Source organism: Bradyrhizobium sp. 155 (genome assembly GCF_023101105.1).
In the GTDB taxonomy this organism is placed as follows: Bacteria; Pseudomonadota; Alphaproteobacteria; order Rhizobiales; family Xanthobacteraceae; genus Bradyrhizobium; species Bradyrhizobium canariense_D.
The window spans coordinates 4,135,307-4,150,298 of record NZ_CP064704.1; the positions used below are offsets into that span (position 1 = coordinate 4,135,307).

Annotated in this window: 14 protein-coding genes and 1 pseudogene; 9 read left to right on the forward strand and 6 right to left on the reverse strand. The window is 64.2% G+C overall.

From position 1 onward, the window contains the following. Nucleotides 1–4: 4 nt before the first annotated feature. A pseudogene (locus IVA93_RS40855) lies at nucleotides 5–1,053 on the reverse strand (DUF2155 domain-containing protein). Nucleotides 1,054–1,255: 202 nt separating this feature from the next. Here IVA93_RS40855 and lipP1 point away from each other — a divergent pair. Together lipP1 and IVA93_RS20200 are read left to right on the forward strand one after the other, a co-directional pair. Beyond that, entirely contained in the window at nucleotides 1,256–2,203 is a 948-nt protein-coding gene (lipP1, locus tag IVA93_RS20195; protein ID WP_247368585.1) for a LipP1 family hormone-sensitive lipase, read from the forward strand. Nucleotides 2,204–2,215: 12 nt separating this feature from the next. Next, on the forward strand, nucleotides 2,216–3,232 hold the full coding sequence (locus IVA93_RS20200) for a bile acid:sodium symporter family protein (protein ID WP_247368589.1): 1,017 nt from the start codon (nucleotides 2,216–2,218) through the stop codon (nucleotides 3,230–3,232). A gap of 79 nt (nucleotides 3,233–3,311) precedes the next feature. Here the strand turns inward: IVA93_RS20200 and IVA93_RS20205 are convergent, their stop codons facing one another. Both IVA93_RS20205 and IVA93_RS20210 read right to left on the reverse strand, forming a co-directional pair. After that, nucleotides 3,312–3,488, reverse strand: a complete 177-nt coding sequence (locus IVA93_RS20205; RefSeq protein ID WP_018454491.1) for a hypothetical protein — start codon at nucleotides 3,486–3,488, stop codon at nucleotides 3,312–3,314. Nucleotides 3,489–3,670: 182 nt separating this feature from the next. Then, nucleotides 3,671–4,612: a GlxA family transcriptional regulator gene (locus IVA93_RS20210; protein ID WP_204511074.1), complete on the reverse strand. Its 942-nt coding sequence runs from the start codon at nucleotides 4,610–4,612 to the stop codon at nucleotides 3,671–3,673. A 91-nt stretch (nucleotides 4,613–4,703) separates the two neighbouring features. On the opposite strand from IVA93_RS20210, the gene IVA93_RS20215 reads away from it, so the two are divergent. After that, nucleotides 4,704–5,390, forward strand: a complete 687-nt coding sequence (locus IVA93_RS20215; protein WP_247368592.1) for a DJ-1/PfpI family protein — start codon at nucleotides 4,704–4,706, stop codon at nucleotides 5,388–5,390. Between the two features lie 421 nt (nucleotides 5,391–5,811). Here the strand turns inward: IVA93_RS20215 and IVA93_RS20220 are convergent, their stop codons facing one another. Continuing rightward, nucleotides 5,812–6,219, reverse strand: coding sequence for an NADH:ubiquinone oxidoreductase subunit NDUFA12 (locus IVA93_RS20220; RefSeq protein ID WP_026232746.1), 408 nt, complete (start codon nucleotides 6,217–6,219; stop codon nucleotides 5,812–5,814). A gap of 246 nt (nucleotides 6,220–6,465) precedes the next feature. On the opposite strand from IVA93_RS20220, the gene IVA93_RS20225 reads away from it, so the two are divergent. From IVA93_RS20225 to IVA93_RS20235, 3 genes are all read left to right on the forward strand, one after another. Next, the gene (locus tag IVA93_RS20225; protein ID WP_247476203.1) at nucleotides 6,466–7,167 is read left to right on the forward strand and encodes a BA14K family protein; all 702 of its coding nucleotides are present in this window, start codon (nucleotides 6,466–6,468) and stop codon (nucleotides 7,165–7,167) included. Between the two features lie 240 nt (nucleotides 7,168–7,407). Beyond that, nucleotides 7,408–7,830 (forward strand): response regulator, encoded by a 423-nt coding sequence (locus IVA93_RS20230; RefSeq protein WP_085353532.1) that lies wholly within the window; start codon nucleotides 7,408–7,410, stop codon nucleotides 7,828–7,830. Then, nucleotides 7,827–10,079, forward strand: coding sequence for a CHASE3 domain-containing protein (locus IVA93_RS20235; protein WP_247368598.1), 2,253 nt, complete (start codon nucleotides 7,827–7,829; stop codon nucleotides 10,077–10,079). Before IVA93_RS20230 ends, IVA93_RS20235 begins: the two co-directional genes overlap by 4 nt. On the opposite strand, the gene IVA93_RS20240 is transcribed toward IVA93_RS20235, so the two are convergent. Further along, the gene (locus IVA93_RS20240) at nucleotides 10,076–10,999 is read right to left on the reverse strand and encodes an arginase family protein (RefSeq protein ID WP_247368601.1); all 924 of its coding nucleotides are present in this window, start codon (nucleotides 10,997–10,999) and stop codon (nucleotides 10,076–10,078) included. The genes IVA93_RS20235 and IVA93_RS20240 overlap by 4 nt on opposite strands. A gap of 333 nt (nucleotides 11,000–11,332) precedes the next feature. Between IVA93_RS20240 and IVA93_RS20245 the strand changes: the two genes are divergently transcribed. Together IVA93_RS20245 and IVA93_RS20250 are read left to right on the forward strand one after the other, a co-directional pair. After that, nucleotides 11,333–11,560: a hypothetical protein gene (locus IVA93_RS20245; protein ID WP_085353535.1), complete on the forward strand. Its 228-nt coding sequence runs from the start codon at nucleotides 11,333–11,335 to the stop codon at nucleotides 11,558–11,560. A gap of 323 nt (nucleotides 11,561–11,883) precedes the next feature. Further along, the gene (locus IVA93_RS20250; protein ID WP_244561577.1) at nucleotides 11,884–12,192 is read left to right on the forward strand and encodes a hypothetical protein; all 309 of its coding nucleotides are present in this window, start codon (nucleotides 11,884–11,886) and stop codon (nucleotides 12,190–12,192) included. Between the two features lie 406 nt (nucleotides 12,193–12,598). Here the strand turns inward: IVA93_RS20250 and IVA93_RS20255 are convergent, their stop codons facing one another. Next, nucleotides 12,599–13,570: a LysR family transcriptional regulator gene (locus tag IVA93_RS20255; RefSeq protein ID WP_247368603.1), complete on the reverse strand. Its 972-nt coding sequence runs from the start codon at nucleotides 13,568–13,570 to the stop codon at nucleotides 12,599–12,601. Between the two features lie 263 nt (nucleotides 13,571–13,833). On the opposite strand from IVA93_RS20255, the gene IVA93_RS20260 reads away from it, so the two are divergent. Continuing rightward, nucleotides 13,834–14,805 carry a Bug family tripartite tricarboxylate transporter substrate binding protein gene (locus IVA93_RS20260; RefSeq protein ID WP_247454131.1) on the forward strand — a complete coding sequence of 324 codons (972 nt, stop codon included), beginning with the start codon at nucleotides 13,834–13,836 and terminating at the stop codon, nucleotides 14,803–14,805. Nucleotides 14,806–14,992: the final 187 nt, after the last annotated feature.

Consider the following 14,992-nt stretch of genomic DNA (forward strand, 5'->3'; position numbering starts at 1 on the left):
GCAATTACCGGCCAAACCCGGGGAAACCGAACAGACCCGGCCGCTGCTCGGGCGGCGGAGGTGGTGGCGGCGGTGCCGGCTGCTGCTGCTGGATCGGCGGTAACGGCTGCGGCGGACGCTGCTGCACCTGCTTGGGCGCGGCCTTCTTCTGCGCGGGCGGCGGCGGTGCCGGCTTGGTGCCGGGATCCGGTGCCGCGGTCGCAATCGTTTGCTGCGGCTCTTTGCAGTCGGTGAGCCAGATATCGTAGATTGGGTGCTCGACGCCGTGCAGGCCCGGACTTGCCGCGTACATCCAGCCCGAGAAGATGCGCTTCACCTCACCCTGCAAGGTGATCTCGTCGACCTCGACGAAGGCGTCGGTGTTGGCGGCCTCGGTCGCGGGCCGCGTGTAGCAGGCGTCGGTTTTGACGCGCAGCGCCCCGAACTGCACGGTCTCGCCGATCTCCTCGTCGAAGTTGATGATGCGCCCGGTGATCTTGTCGAGGCCGGAGAAGGTCGCTTTCTTGTTCACGATCTTCTGGGCCGGCGGCTCGGTGACGACTTCGTCGCCCGGCTGAAGGCTCGCCGGCGTCTGCGGGACAGCGCCGCCCGGTCCGCCCTTCTGCTGTGGCTGACGCTGACCGGGCGCACCCGGGGCGCCTTGCGGATTGGGCGGAGCGACCGCGACGGGCGGCGGCTGGTTTGGCGGAGCGGCGCTAGAACCGGGCGGCGGCGCCAGAGGTTGGGTCTCGACCGGCCCCGGCATCACATTGCCCTGCCGGCCTGGCGGTGGCGCCATCGGACGCGACGGCAGCACACGGCCCTGCGGCGGCAGCTCCGGCACCTCTTCGTCGTCATCGGGGATCTGCGGCTGCGGCTGGGGCTGGCCACGCGGAATGGTGCCGGGCGGCCGCAGCGGCGGCGGATCGGAGAAGATCGTGCCGATCTGCGCCTGCGCCGGCGTCGCAGCCGTCAGTGCGGTGGCGGCCAGAAGCGCCGCAAGACCTGTCAGGGTAAATGTTCGAAACATATCTCGCGCGGCTTCAACAGCGAATCGGGCTTGCTGGAGGACATTCTACAGGGGCTACCGCCGCTCGCAGGCCATCCGGTTAACACGGCGAATACGGCGGGGGAAGGGCGGCATCCCTGCCCTTCCCGGCCCGGTCTGGCCAGATCGGCCCCCGGATGGAATAGTCGAGCACGCTTCCCGGCGGCCGAGGCGGCCCGCCCCCGAAACGAACTCCAACGATAACTGGAAACCCAGAGGTCGCTCCCCATGCCCGTTGTGCTCGATCCCGATGCCGCCGCCGTCTACAAGGCCTTCCAGGAGGCCGGCCGGCCCGCCTACGAGACCCTGACCGCGCCGGAAGCGCGGGCCTATTACGCGCAGGCGCGCTTTGCGACCAATCCCGAGCCACCTGACCTCGCGCGCGTCACGCCGCTGTCGATCCCGGCACCGCACGGCGCCATTCCCGCGCGCCTCTATGTTCCGAAAGAGCCGCGCCGGTATGATGGCTTGTCCCCGGCGCTGGTGTTCTTCCACGGCGGCGGCTGGGTGATCGGCGATCTCGACTCCCATGACGTCGTCTGCCGCCAACTCGCCGACGCCGGCGCGCTGATCGTGATCTCGGTGGACTACCGCCTCGCGCCCGAGCACAAATTTCCCGCCGCCATCGATGACGCGATCGCCGCGACCAAATGGGTCGCCGCCAACGCGCGCGAACTCGGCATCGACGCCTCCCGGCTTTCGATCGGCGGCGATAGCGCCGGCGGCAATCTCGCCGCAGTCGTCGCGCTCGCCGCGCGCGACGGCAATGGTCCCGCGATCGCGGCCCAGTTGCTGATCTACCCGGCGACCGATTTCGCCATGACGCACGGCTCCCACAGCGAGCCCGAGACCAGCGTGCTGCTGACGCATTCGGTGATCCGCTGGTTCCGCGACCATTATCTCAACGGCGCCGCCGATATCCACGACTGGCGCGCCTCGCCGGCACGGGCGACAAACCTGGCCGGCCTGCCGCCGGTCTATGTGCTGACCGCCGGTGCCGATCCCCTGCGCGACGAAGGCGACGAATATGCCGAGCGGCTGAGGCAGGCCGGAGTGGCCGTGGCCTACAAGCACTATCCCGGCCAGTTCCACGGCTTTCTCACGATGGGGAAATTGCTGCGAGAGGCCAATGTCGCCGTGAGCGAGATCGGCGCGTGGCTGAAAGGATTGGCCTGAACGCCATTCCCGATGCCGCCTGTTCTTCAAAGCATATTCGCCCTCCCCCTGCGCGGTCTGACATGGCTTGGCGGCCAGGGCACCCGCGCGGTGGCCGCCGTCGTGTTCATCGCGCTCGCGGTGCCGCCGCTCGGGGCGTTGCTGCGCCCCTACGTCACCGAGGCGATCTTCGTTCTGCTCTGCATCTCCTTCATGCGGGTCGACCTTGCCGCGCTCACCGGCCATCTGCGCCGGCCGGCGCTGGTCGCGACCGCGACCGTCTGGACCATGATCGGCGTGCCTGTGATCATCGGGCTGATCGTCCATGTCACCGGGCTCACGGCGCGCGCGCCCGACCTTGCCCTGGCGTTGATGCTGCAGAGCATGGCCTCGCCGATGATGGCCGCACCGGCGCTGGCCGCGCTGATGGGTCTCGATGCCACGCTGGTGCTGGTCACGCTGGTGAGTGCGACCGCGCTGGTGCCGTTCACGGCATCGCTGTTCGCAAGCCTGTTCCTCGGCGACATGCTCAGTATCTCGCCGCCTGCGCTGGGGCTGAAGCTGCTCGGCATCCTCGCCGCATCGCTGCTGGCCGCGACCGTGATCCGGCAAGTCTTCGGCGCGGCCGCGATCCAGCGTCACAAGCAGCCGATCGACGGCTTCAACATCGTCATCCTGCTGGTCTTCGCGACCGCGATCATGGGCGACGTCGCGAGCGATCTCGTCGCCCGGCCGGTCTCCACCATCGGCTTCGCGGCTCTCGCCTTCGCGATCTATTTCACGCTGCTCGCCGTGACCACGCTGCTGTTCCGCCGCATCGGCTATGAGCGCGCGCTGGCGCTCGGGCTGATGGTGTCACAGCGCAATCTGGGCCTGATGCTCGCCGCGACCGCCGGCGCGCTGCCGCCCACCACCTGGCTCTATTTCGCGATGACGCAGTTTCCCATTCACCTGGCGCCCTACATGCTGATGCCGATCGCGCGGCGCTTGACGGCGCGCGCGCAGGCCTCGGGCGCTACGGCGACCGGCGGCAAGGCCGCATCGGGCTGAACCAATCCGCAAGCCTTGCCAACACGCAAGTCATGTCCGCTCTGCCATCGCGAGGCCGCTGGTGACCAGGCGAATGTCGTCACGCAGCGCGCCAATGTCCCTTGTGAATATCAAACTTCACGGCACCTTCGTCACGCATCTTCAACAGGAGCGATTGGCAGTCGTCCTGATTCTTGATGTTCACGCGCTTCATGACTTCGAAGGTCTTCAGAGGTTTTTCGCGAAGGGCAATCAGAATCTTTTCTCGATCGGTCATTGGGGTTCCTTGCATCGGATCGGCGACGGTACGTGTTGTACACATCGTCTACAACGGGTGCATTCGCTTGACGAGGTCCGTTCCGGGTCCAAAGGGCGAAATGCCGCGCAATATGCAAGTCTGTTCAAATATCCAAGTGTGCTCACCCGCTCAAGCGGGCTCTCCAACTCGATCAATTCTCCCTACCCGGCCCTTGCCGCGCGCCGCAGCGCTTGCGGCGGCTGGCCGAAGGCGCGAATGAAGGCGCGCCGCATGCGCTCGGGATCGCGGAAACCGGTCGTCTCCGCGACGAGTTCGATCGCCTCGCGCGAGGACTGCACGCGCTCGCGCGCGACCTCGATGCGCAAGCGCTCGATGGCCTTCGAAGGCGTCGTGCCGGTCTCGGCGGCAAAGGCGCGGGCAAAATGCCGCGCGCTCATGCCGGCGCGGTCGGCGAGATCTTCGACAGTCAAGCGAGCGTCGAGGTTCTCGCGCGCCCAGGACAGCAGCGCGCCGAAGCGGCCGTTCGGCGTCTTCAATTCCAGAAGTGACGAGAATTGCGACTGGCCGCCGCTGCGGCGATGATACAGCACGAGCTGCCGCGCCGTGTCCTGCGCGATCTGCTCACCGTGATCCTCCGTCACCATCGCGAGCGCAAGGTCGATGCCGGCCGTGATGCCGGCCGACGTCCACACATTGCCGTCGCGGGTGAAAATCTGGTCCGGCTCGAACTTCACCTTGGGATAGCGCGCGACGAAATCCCGCGTGCGTCCCCAATGCGTGGTGGCGCGGCGGCCGTCGAGCAGGCCTGCTTCGGCGAGCACATAGGCGCCCGAGCAGACGCTCGCGACCCGCACGCCCCGCCGCGCCAGCCGCTGCACGAAGGCGCGCGTGACCTCGCAGCGCGCGGCATCCGTCACGCCCGCACCTCCCGCCACGACCAGCGTCGTGATCGCATTGGCCGACTTGAATTCGCGCGCCATCATCTCAACGCCGGACGAGCTGCGCACCGGCCCCGCGTTCACCGCCAGCACGCGGATCCCGGTCGTCGTCTTGCCCGTGCAGCGCGCCGCGATCTCGAACACGGAGATCGGGCCGGCCGCATCGAGCAACTGGAAGTCCGGGAAGATCAGGATGCCGATCATGGTTATGTCCGAAAGCGAGGGAAATACGCCATTCTGGACGGAAAGGCATCATGAGAGGCTGCTTCCGTCAAGCTCATAATTGGAGGCTCTCATGTCGTCCCCGCTCCAGATCGGTCTCTTGGTGTTTCCGCGCGTCACCCAGCTCGATTTCACGGGCCCCTTGCAGGTGTTCTCCTCCGTGCCCGGCGCAAAACTGCATTTGATCTGGAAACGGGTCGAGCCGGTGCCGAGCGATTCCGTGCTGACGCTGACGCCGACCACGACATTCGCCGACTGCCCGCAGCTCGACGTGATCTGCGTGCCCGGCGGCGGCGGCACCAACGATCTGCTCAATGACGAGGAGGTGCTCGGTTTCCTGCGCCGGCAGGCCGAGGGTGCCAAATACGTCACCTCGGTCTGCACGGGATCGCTGGCTCTCGGCGCCGCCGGCCTCTTGAAGGGCTATCGCGCCGCCACGCATTGGAGCGCGATGGAGATGCTCGCTCAGTTCGGCGCGACGCCGACCAAGACGCGCGTCTGCGTCGACCGCAACCGCATCACCGGCGGCGGCGTCACCGCGGGAATCGATTTCGCGCTAACCCTGGTGTCGATCATGGTCGATCGCACCACCGCGGAGGCGATCCAGCTTCAGCTCGAATACAATCCGGCCCCGCCGTTCAATGCAGGCGCGCCGGATACCGCGCCGGCGGAGGTGCTGGCATTACTAAAAGAGCGCGGCGCGCAGGGTCAGGCGCGCCGGCTAGAGGCGGTGAAGCGTGCGGCCGAGCGGATGACCTAGTCTCCACTCTCGTGTCCCGGACGCGATGCATCGCGTAGCGGTGCCGCGCAGCGTCCGGGGCACGCGAAATCCAGTCGTCCCTCTATCAAAGAAAAAGGCCGCCCGGTTTCCCGAGCGGCCTTTCCTGTCTTACGGCGGCTGCACATTTCATCGGGCGATTTCGGAGCTTCCAGACCGGGGGCCTATCTCCCGATCGAGTCCTGGTCGGCGGCCGCTGCATTTCGGGACAGTCGCGAACTGTTGCCCGAACCGAACGCGATGGTCTCCCATCTCCGTAAGATGCGACCATTGAGCCGCATCGCCCGCGTGGCTGCAATGCCCGCGCAGCACTCATCCCCGCTGTTCCCGTTGTCCACAGCAAAGCGAGGCGGATGCGGGTGCATCCACCCCCACGACAAGGGTTGAGACGGGAATCGGAAGGCTAGCTCGGCGTCCAGGGCTGATAGTCGCCGGTCGCCTTCGGCCGCTTGCCGCTGGCGAGCGTCGAGCCCGCGGGACGGTAGGCGTTGGCCGTGCCGGTGAGATTGGGCTGGTGCGGCTTTTCCCATTCGCGCGGCTGGTAGTTGTCCTGCGTCGGCGGCACGTCGACGGTGTGATGCATCCAGCCGTGCCAGGACGGCGGGATACGGCTGGCCTCGGCGTAGCCGTTATAGACCACCCAGCGGCGCTCGAAGCCGAGCACCGGGTCGATCGCCCCGCCGCGGGTGCGATAATAGAGGTTGCCCTGCTCGTCCTGGCCGACCAGCTCGCCGTAGCGCTTGGTCCAGAGTTGGGTGCCAAACGTCTGGCCATTCCACCAGGTGAAAAACTTGAGGAAGAACTGTTTCATGCGGCAAGGGCCCTGCTTCGTCGGGTCCTGATGCCATCCGGACGGCGAAATGTCCAGTTCGGCGCGGGCGGCAATGCCGCGCTGCAGATGCAGTCCCCGGCACGGAACGCTGCCGCAAATCGGACGCGATCCGTTCATGCCGGATACAGCGTCGCCATGAGAACTTTTCGTCGCACGCAAACCCCCGTGATCCCAGGAACTCCGGCCCTTTCATGGGGTTTGCTTCCGGGAAAAGGAGTTTTGATCATGAAAAGTCTGAAAGTCTTGAGCACGGCTGCGGCAGTGGCATTGGTTATCCCGTTGGCGACGCCGAGCTTTGCCCAAAGTCGGGCCGCAGCGGTCGGCGGCGGCGGAGCACACTTTGGTGGCGGCGGCGGCGGAGCACACTTCGGTGGCGGCGGCGGAGCACACTTCGGTGGCGGCGGCGGAGCACACTTCGGTGGCGGCGGCGGCGGGGCACATTTCGGTGGCGGCGGCGCCCGCATGGGCGGCGGCAACTTCGGCGGCGCGCGGATCGGCGGCGGCAATTTCGCGGCCGGCGCAGCAGTACGTCCGGGCGGTGGCAGCTTCGCAGCCGGCACGGTGAGCCGACAGGCCTTCTCGCCGTCCTACAGCGGTACACGCAGCGTCGCGACTGCGGGCAACTGGCAGGGTGGTAGCGGCAATTGGAGTGGTCGTCACTGGCATCATCGTCACGGCGGCGGCTTTTGGCCCGGGTTCGCGGCCGGCGCTGCGATCGGCGGCCTCGGCTCGTACGCCTATTACGGCGGCGGGTATTACGACGACCCCTACTATTACGGCGACAGCTACTATGATGAACCGACAGTGGCCGTGGTCCCCGATGGCGGCGGCGACTCCGCGGCCTACTGCGCGCAGCGCTACAAGTCCTACGATCCCGCGTCCGGCACCTATCTGGGCTATGACGGCCAGCGTCATCCCTGCCCGTAACACGACCTGAAACACTTGAAGAAGAAGGCGTCGCAGCGATGCGGCGCCTTTTTCATTCAGGCGCCTCACCTGTTTCGCTCGCCTCGTATTCGACATCGGCAAGTGTCGCGTACAATCGATGCGAGCGGACCTTTATTCACCGCACCGTGCATATCTACCCTTATCCAATCCCAAATTGACCCGACGCGCGATTCACCTGTATCAACTTGGCTGTGGGGACTTCGATGACTGGGAAGTGTCATGCCGCGCATTCTCGTGGTTGATGACGATCCGATGGTCGGCGCGACCATCGAGGTCCTCCTCCAACGTCAGGGCTTCGACGTCACGTTGACTGACGGCGGAGAAACGGGTTTGGCTGCGCTCGAAACACAGAATTTCGACGTGATGCTGGTTGACATCTTCATGCCGCATATGCGCGGCTTCGAGTCCATTCGCATCTTTCACGAGCGCGCGCCGGCGGTTCCGCTAATCGCGATGTCCGGCTACGCCTTCGCATCATCCGCCTCGCCCTCTCCCGACTTCCTCCGGATGGCGCTGGAGCTTGGCGCGACCCGCTGCCTGCGCAAGCCGTTCACGCCGGACACGCTGCTGACCACGATCCGGGAATGCATCGCCGTGCCGGGCGATGGCTCGCAGCCGAAGGACAAGAAAGAAGTCCCTTGATCCCAACGCAGCGCGTCATTCTCGGTGCTGGACTTGCCATCCTCCTGATCATCACCGCAGCCTCGATCGGCCTCGACGTCAAGTCACGGTCCGATGCGGCCTGGGTCAATCACACCGTCGGGGTGCTGAAGAAGATCTCCGACCTGCGCGTGCTGATGCGCAGTGCCGAGAGCGCCGCACGTGGCTACGAGATCTATCGCAACCCGAGCTTCAGCGAAGAATTCCAGGCGGTGCACGCCCGTATCGCACCCGCACTCGCCGACCTCAAGCGCAGCGTGCGCGACACTCCCGAACATGTCGCGCTGCTCGAGGGCACCGAGCCGCTGGCGCTGCGCCGGATCGAGATCGCCGCCGAAGTGATGCGCCTGCGCGCCGGAAACGATCAGGCCGGCATTGCCGCAGTCCAGGGCAAGGGCGAGGGCCGTGGCCTCATGGACACGGTGATGGGCAATTTCGATCATTTGAGCGCAGAGGAAGAACGATTGCTCGCGGCGCGCTCCCAGGATTCGCGCCGCACCGGCATCGTGCTGCTCGGCATCGACGTCGCCGGCGCGTTGGTGATCCTGCTGCTGGTCGTGATGATGATGCGCGAGAGCCGGCGCAGTGAGGGCGCACTCAAGAGCACGCTAATGGAGACCACGGCCGCCAAGCAGCAGCTCGAGGCCGCGGTGGCCGAGGGCACCGAGCATCTGGTCACCGCGCATGACGAGCTGCGCCTCTCGGTCAACGTGCTCCAGAGCACCTTTCACAGCATGGCGGAGGCGGTGCTGGTCATCGATGCCGAGGGCAATGTCCTTCTGTCCAATCCCGCCGCCGAGCGCATGCTGCTGCACCGGACCGGCATGAACCTGCGCAATCTGCGCGCGATGTCCATCGTGCTTCACGGCGACGGCGTCACCCCGCTCAAGGCCGACGAGTTACCGTCGGCACGCGTGCTGCGTGGCGAGCCGTTCGAGAACATGGAGATGATCGTCCGCCCGCACAGCGGCAATGCTCCCCGTCATCTCATGATCAGCGGCCGGCCGATGCTGGACGGGAAAGGCAACGTCTCCGGCGCGGTGCTGGTCTATCACGACGCGACCACCTCGCGCGAGACCGAGCGGCAATTGTACCAGTCGCAGAAGCTGGATGCCATCGGCAAGCTCACCGGCGGCGTCGCGCACGACTTCAACAACATGCTGACCGTGATCTCCGGCAATACCGAGACGCTGGTGGCGAGCCTGAAGCAGCAGCCCGAGCTCCAGCGCGTGGCACGCCTGATCGACGAGGCCGCCGAGCGCTGCGCCGAGCTGATTCAGCATCTGCTCGCCTTCGCGCGCAGGCAGCCGCTGCAGCCGCGCAACGTCGAGATCAACGCCGCGGTCGCGGACATCGCGAAACTCCTGCGCCCCACCCTCGGCGAGCAGATCGAGATCGAGACCGTGCTCGAACAGGGGCAGATGACCGCGCACATCGATCCGTCCCGCCTCACCAATGCCCTGCTCAACATGGCCATCAACGCCCGCGACGCCATGCCGAACGGCGGCAAGCTGCTGCTCGAGGCCCACCGCGTCGTGCTCGACCAGGCCTATGCGCAAAGCAATCCCGACGTGCGGCCCGGCCCTTACGTGATGCTCGCCGTCAGCGACACCGGCACCGGCATGCCGGCCGAGGTGCAACAGCAGGCGTTCGAGCCGTTCTTCACCACCAAGGAGGTCGGCAAGGGAAGCGGCCTCGGCCTTTCCATGGTCTACGGCTTCGTCAAGCAATCCGGCGGCCACATCAAGATCTACAGCGAGGAAGGCCACGGCACCACGATCAAGCTCTATCTGCCGCCGGGCGAAGGCATGACCGAGCCAGTCACCTCTGCCGCACCGCCGGCCGAGGGTGGCGCCGAGACCATTTTTGTGGTCGAGGATGATCCGCTGGTGCGCAACTTCGTCACCGTGCAGCTCCAGAGCCTCGGCTACCAGACCGTCGCCGCGCCCGACGGCAAGGCCGCGCTGGAGTTGATCCGGGCCGGCCAGCCGTTCGATCTACTGTTCACCGACGTCGTCATCCCCGGCGGCATGAGCGGACGCGACCTCGCCGACAAGGTTGCGACGATCCGCCCCGGCGTGAAGGTGCTCTACACTTCCGGCTATACCGACAACGCCATCGTCCACCACGGCAAGCTCGACGACGGCGTCATGCTGCTGACAAAACCCTACCGCCGCAACCAGCTCGCCGCGATGATCCGCAAGGCGCTCGGACACATGCCCACCGGCTAGCGTTTCTGCTTGGCGATATGTCCAATGGCGTTGCAGATGATCCGCGCTGCGCAGATCGCCCCAATATTCTGCAGATCACGCTCCGGCACCAATTCGACCAGATCAAGACCGACAATTCTGGCCTTCGAGGCGACGCCCGCGATCAGGTCTATGACGTCGAAATAGGACAAGCCGCCAGGTTGCGGCAGGAGCACGCCGGGAATGACGGACGGATCCAGGCCGTCGCAGTCGATCGTGATCAGGCAATTCGCGCTGTCCTCGATTGCACTCAGGACGGCTTGAACGCCCCGGCTTTTGAGCTCTCGTGCCGTAATAATCCTGGAGCCCCAATTCCGCGCGCAACTGAGCTCCTGCAGGCCCGAGCCGCCGATACCCCGTAAACCGACCTGCACAATGCGTTCGACCCAAGGCAACTCGCTGGCGCGCCGCATCGTGCTGGAAAACGTATGTGCTGAGCCGTCGCGCTGGTCCTTCCAATCCAGATGCGCGTCGATCTGCAGGATCGTCAGCTTGCCCATGTCTTCGAACGCCTCGAAGAACGGTATGGGGACAGAATCATCTCCGCCGAGCAGCATGGGTACCGCGCCGGACTTCAGGATCTTCCTGGTGGCGGACCTGATTGCATTCCGGTTTTGCTCGGGGGCCTCGGGTGACGTGGCAAGATCGCCGCCATCGACGACCCGGATTTGCTCCGGGTCGAGCAGGATTCCGTCTTGGTCGAAATCCCACCTGGCAAGGTCGGTCTGATAAACGCGCAAAGCATTGCGAATGGCCGCTGGGCCATTCGCGGCATGGCTGGTCCTGCCCTTCAAATGCGGCGTGGCGTCGGCAGCTCCGAAGATGACGACGTCGGCTTCGCCAAGAGGCAGGGCAAGGTCGCACGCCGCGACGCCGAGGAATGTGTTGCGGTCGCTCGCCATAGCCGTCTCGCTGGAGGCACTCAGTCCGGCCGACAGAGCCAATCCGCAACGCCTCCGCGAGTTCCTGACCTGCTCTTGGCGTGCCGCCGAGCCGAGCGGTCGAAGCCGCTCTCGCGGAGGACGTGACCTCATAAACGTCGGCTTACCAAGGCAAAGCGGAAGCTCCCACCTTCGGCGTGGTCGGCGGCTTGTGACCACAGCGGACTGCAGCGCGTCGAGCTTCCCCTGAGGGAGTGGACGAGTGGGCGGGCCGCTTTCTTCTGGAACGAAATTAAATTGATTTAATTCGGTTATTGTGATTTAATTTGGGCTTATCTCTGGACGGAGAAACGCATGCCAGATCAGGACGACCGTCGCGAGTTCTTAAGAACCTGCGGAAAGTTCGCGGCGGTGACACCTCCAGCCATCACCCTACTCCTGTCGACATCCCTTACATCGGATGCGATCGCGAAGTCGGGCGCAGGCGCGGTCCACGACGACCATCACCATCACGGCAACAACGGCTGGGGCAACGGCGGCGGAGACGGCAGCCCCAACGGCAAGGACGATAGAGGCCGCTGAGACGACGACACACGGCCTCCGGAAGGAGACACAATGCAGACCAGGCGCCGCGACGTAGATTGGCATTTCGCCAGCTTCGTTGTTTCGATGATCTGGCTCGCGATTGTTGCTGCCGCTCTTCTTGCAGTGCTCTTCCGAGGGCACCCTTGAGGAGTTATGAAGTACATTTTCATCGCGGTCGGCTGCTGGCTGCTGCTGAACCTGCTCTTCGTTGTGTTAGTCACGCCGCCGCGTAGTCGCCGGCCGCGACAGCTTGCTCGCACGATTCATGCGGTCAAGAAATTCATTATGAGCAGACGGCAGCCCCCTACCTGATGAGGGCAGTGACGCGCTGCAAAAAAAACGACAGTAAGGCTGGCTGCTTATTTCCAGCGACGCCGCACCGCAGTTCGCTGTATCGTGCCGTTCCGTTTTTTCCAACAGCGGATTTGATTGCCATGCACCACATCCAGAGTACGCATATTGCCGCGATACTGAAACTGACCGCCCAGCAGCTTGAAGCACTTCGCACCCGCCCAGAGATCCAAAAGGAATATTCCGAAATCCTCGTTTTGAGAGAGAAAATAAAACTGGCGACCGATCTGAAGAAGGCTCGCCGGCAGCTCCTTACTCGGTCCCTGCCAAGCGCCTGAAGGGAGAGAACTCCACCCGTGCCTTGCGCTGTGAGGCTCGAGCAAGGAGCTGCTTGTTGGCATTCCCGCTTGTGGACCCGTGCGGTCATTCCGCTGTACAGGTCTGCGTCGGAGCGGTGAATAAATGCCGGGAATGTTCTATGGCCTGTTCAGCTTCCTGGTACAGACTGGATCGCCTTTGGGCAGGGTTGGCAATCCCGTCCGAGGCGAAGCCGGTCGGCCGGCCCGCTGCACGACCCGACTGACCGGAAGAAGGCGGAAAGTCCATTGCGCCCGCCGGCAACGTAGGAGATCTCCCCGCGAGTGGCCTTCTGGTATGATGCTTCTCTCTGAGCAACGGCTTCGGACGGCAAAAGTTGGCTAGAACTGGCCGTCGATCGATGCCGATCGGGTTCAGCCCCATAGTTCAGGTCCTGACCAACCGCGGCGATGCACGGGGTTTTGCCGCAATGTTGGCATGAAGCACCGTGAGCTCATGAGGATCGAACTCCGCAAACGCCTCGCGCATGAAGCGCAAGAATGCCGCCACACGCGGAATGCCTGCGCTGCCACGCCGGTATAAAAGATGAATGCCGAAGCTTGGCGGGCATGACCATTCCGGCAGCAGTCGCGTGAGCCGACCCGACGTCAGGAAAGTCGGATCGAAGCAGGCCATGTAGATGACGCCGACGCCTGCACAGGCCGCCACGATCAGGCCTTCGCGATCCGGGGTGACGAGCGAAGGTCGGACTTGGATCGCTTCGAGCATCCCATTGCGTTCGAATTTCCAATGGTCGACGGAACCAATCGACCAAGCTGGACGAAACAGCAAACAGCGATGATTGACGAAGTCGGCAGGCTGCTCCGGTGCGCCAAAACGACGGACATAGTCCGGCGAGGCATACGCTGCCGGCTTACCCTGACCGAGCCGTTGCGCCACCAGCCGGGACGACGGAGGTTCGCCGACATGCAGCAGAACGTCGAGATTTTCAGACTGCATGTCGCGGGGATCCTGGGTCAGCCGCGTCTCGACGAGCAACTCGGGGTATCGATCGTTCAGACTGGCCAGCCTCGGCATTAGGACATAGCGAGCGAGAGGCGCCTGCACGCCGACCCGCACAATACCGCTGACCCGCCCATGCCTCTTCGTGAAGCCTTCTGTTAGCTCGGTAATGCGGGCAACAATGTCCACGGCCCTGCGATAGACGTCGCCCCCTTCCTGGGTGAGCTTGAGCTGACGCGTCGTCCGGTTGAACAAGGGGACCTTAAGCTCGCGCTCCAGCTCGGCGATACCGCGACTGACCGCCGACGGTGTCAGGTCCATGATCCGTGCCGCCGCAGCAAAGCTGCCGCTGTCAGCGGCGCAGATCAGCATTTCAAGGCGACGGCCGCGATTCAAGACGAAACCTCACAAGCTTGGCGGTACTCGTATTCGTGATATTAACTCACGACTGAAGTTCGTCAAAGCTTCTCGACGCGACCGGCCCCGGTGCCTACGCTGCATCCCAGAATTTGCATTGTCGAGGAAGCGTGATGAGGAAGCCAGCCTTAACGACGTGTCGACGGCCTCCCGACGGGCTAGGCGTTTCGAAGTCAGTCGACGGCTGTCTCGTTCTGAAACCAAAGCGGTCCGGCTCTATCCTGTGTCTTGAGGAGAATGTCATGCGTCGTCAGCGCTGGACTTTGTTGATGTTGCTGCTTTGTAGCCTGACGCCTGTGCTGCCAAAGGCAGCTATGGCCGAATGGCCCGAGCGGGCTGTGAAGATCGTGGTGACGTTTCCTCCAGGCAGCGCCAACGATGCGGCAGCACGTATCTTCGCGGATGCGTTGTCCAAACGGTGGGGCAAACCGGTGATCGTCGAAGATCGAACGGGTGCCGAAGGGACAATCGGCGTCGGCGCGTTCGTTTCAGCGCAAGACGATCACACCTTGCTCTATACTGTAATCGGTTCGGTGACGGTCGCGCCGCTGCTGATCGACAAGCTTCCTTATGATGTGGATCGCGATCTGCTGCCGATCGCCTCCACGACATCGATCGTTCTCACTCTCACGGTTAGCAACGGCATTGGCGTCGGTACCATCCCGGAATTGATCGAGGCCCTCAAGGCGCAGCCCGGCAACTATGCCTGGGCTTCGGCTCCCACGCTGCCGAGATACGTCTTTGCGGGCTTTCTCAAGCGTCACTCGCTCTCGATGAATTATGTGAGCTATCGCGACGGAGCTCAGCCGCAAGCCGATCTGGGAGAGGGCAGAATCCAAGTGCTTGTCACCTCGCTGACGGCATCCCAATCTCCCGTGCAAGCCGGCAAGGCGCGCTTCTTGGCGGTGATCAATCCAAGCAGAGCTGCGCTATTGCCTGAGGTGAAAACCGTGCGCGAGCTTGGCTACCCCGACCTCGAGATCGATGGTTTCGCCGGAATCTATGGCGGCCGCAACATGCCGGAGGCAGTGAAGGCGCGGATTGCGGCCGACGTTGCCGCCATCTGTGCAGACAGCGAGGTTCGTCGCAAGCTCGAAGCCGGCGGGCACAACGTGCTTGCCGGAACCGCAAGCGAATTGAGAGCCGGAATCGAGCGGCAGCGGAGTTGGCTCGCCGGAATACGTCAGTTGGTCGATATTCGTGACGCGAGATAACACGCAGGAGAACGCGACGATGTCGTCACCGGCAGCACTCATACGTCTCGACTGATCCAGTCGCATCGGATCTTGCGCAGCTCGGGCTGACTAATCACGCAGCTTTCCTCGCCGGCGATTTCTTCGCGTCCGTCCCAGGCATTTGCGAAAGCCTCGACTTGTTGCATCAAGAAGCGGATTGTCGCCG

Bases quoted from the DNA above. Each gene is read 5' to 3' on its own strand.
- IVA93_RS20215 (WP_247368592.1), top strand. From the start codon at position 4,704: ATGTCGTCCCCGCTCCAGATCGGTCTCTTGGTGTTTCCGCGCGTCACC.
- IVA93_RS20225 (WP_247476203.1), top strand. From the start codon at position 6,466: ATGAAAAGTCTGAAAGTCTTGAGCACGGCTGCGGCAGTGGCATTGGTT.
- IVA93_RS20260 (WP_247454131.1), top strand. From the start codon at position 13,834: ATGCGTCGTCAGCGCTGGACTTTGTTGATGTTGCTGCTTTGTAGCCTG.
- IVA93_RS20240 (WP_247368601.1), bottom strand. From the start codon at position 10,999: ATGGCGAGCGACCGCAACACATTCCTCGGCGTCGCGGCGTGCGACCTT.
- IVA93_RS20205 (WP_018454491.1), bottom strand. From the start codon at position 3,488: ATGACCGATCGAGAAAAGATTCTGATTGCCCTTCGCGAAAAACCTCTG.
- IVA93_RS20230 (WP_085353532.1), top strand. From the start codon at position 7,408: ATGCCGCGCATTCTCGTGGTTGATGACGATCCGATGGTCGGCGCGACC.
- lipP1 (WP_247368585.1), top strand. From the start codon at position 1,256: ATGCCCGTTGTGCTCGATCCCGATGCCGCCGCCGTCTACAAGGCCTTC.
- IVA93_RS20220 (WP_026232746.1), bottom strand. From the start codon at position 6,219: ATGAAACAGTTCTTCCTCAAGTTTTTCACCTGGTGGAATGGCCAGACG.
- IVA93_RS20200 (WP_247368589.1), top strand. From the start codon at position 2,216: ATGCCGCCTGTTCTTCAAAGCATATTCGCCCTCCCCCTGCGCGGTCTG.
- IVA93_RS20210 (WP_204511074.1), bottom strand. From the start codon at position 4,612: ATGATCGGCATCCTGATCTTCCCGGACTTCCAGTTGCTCGATGCGGCC.
- IVA93_RS20245 (WP_085353535.1), top strand. From the start codon at position 11,333: ATGCCAGATCAGGACGACCGTCGCGAGTTCTTAAGAACCTGCGGAAAG.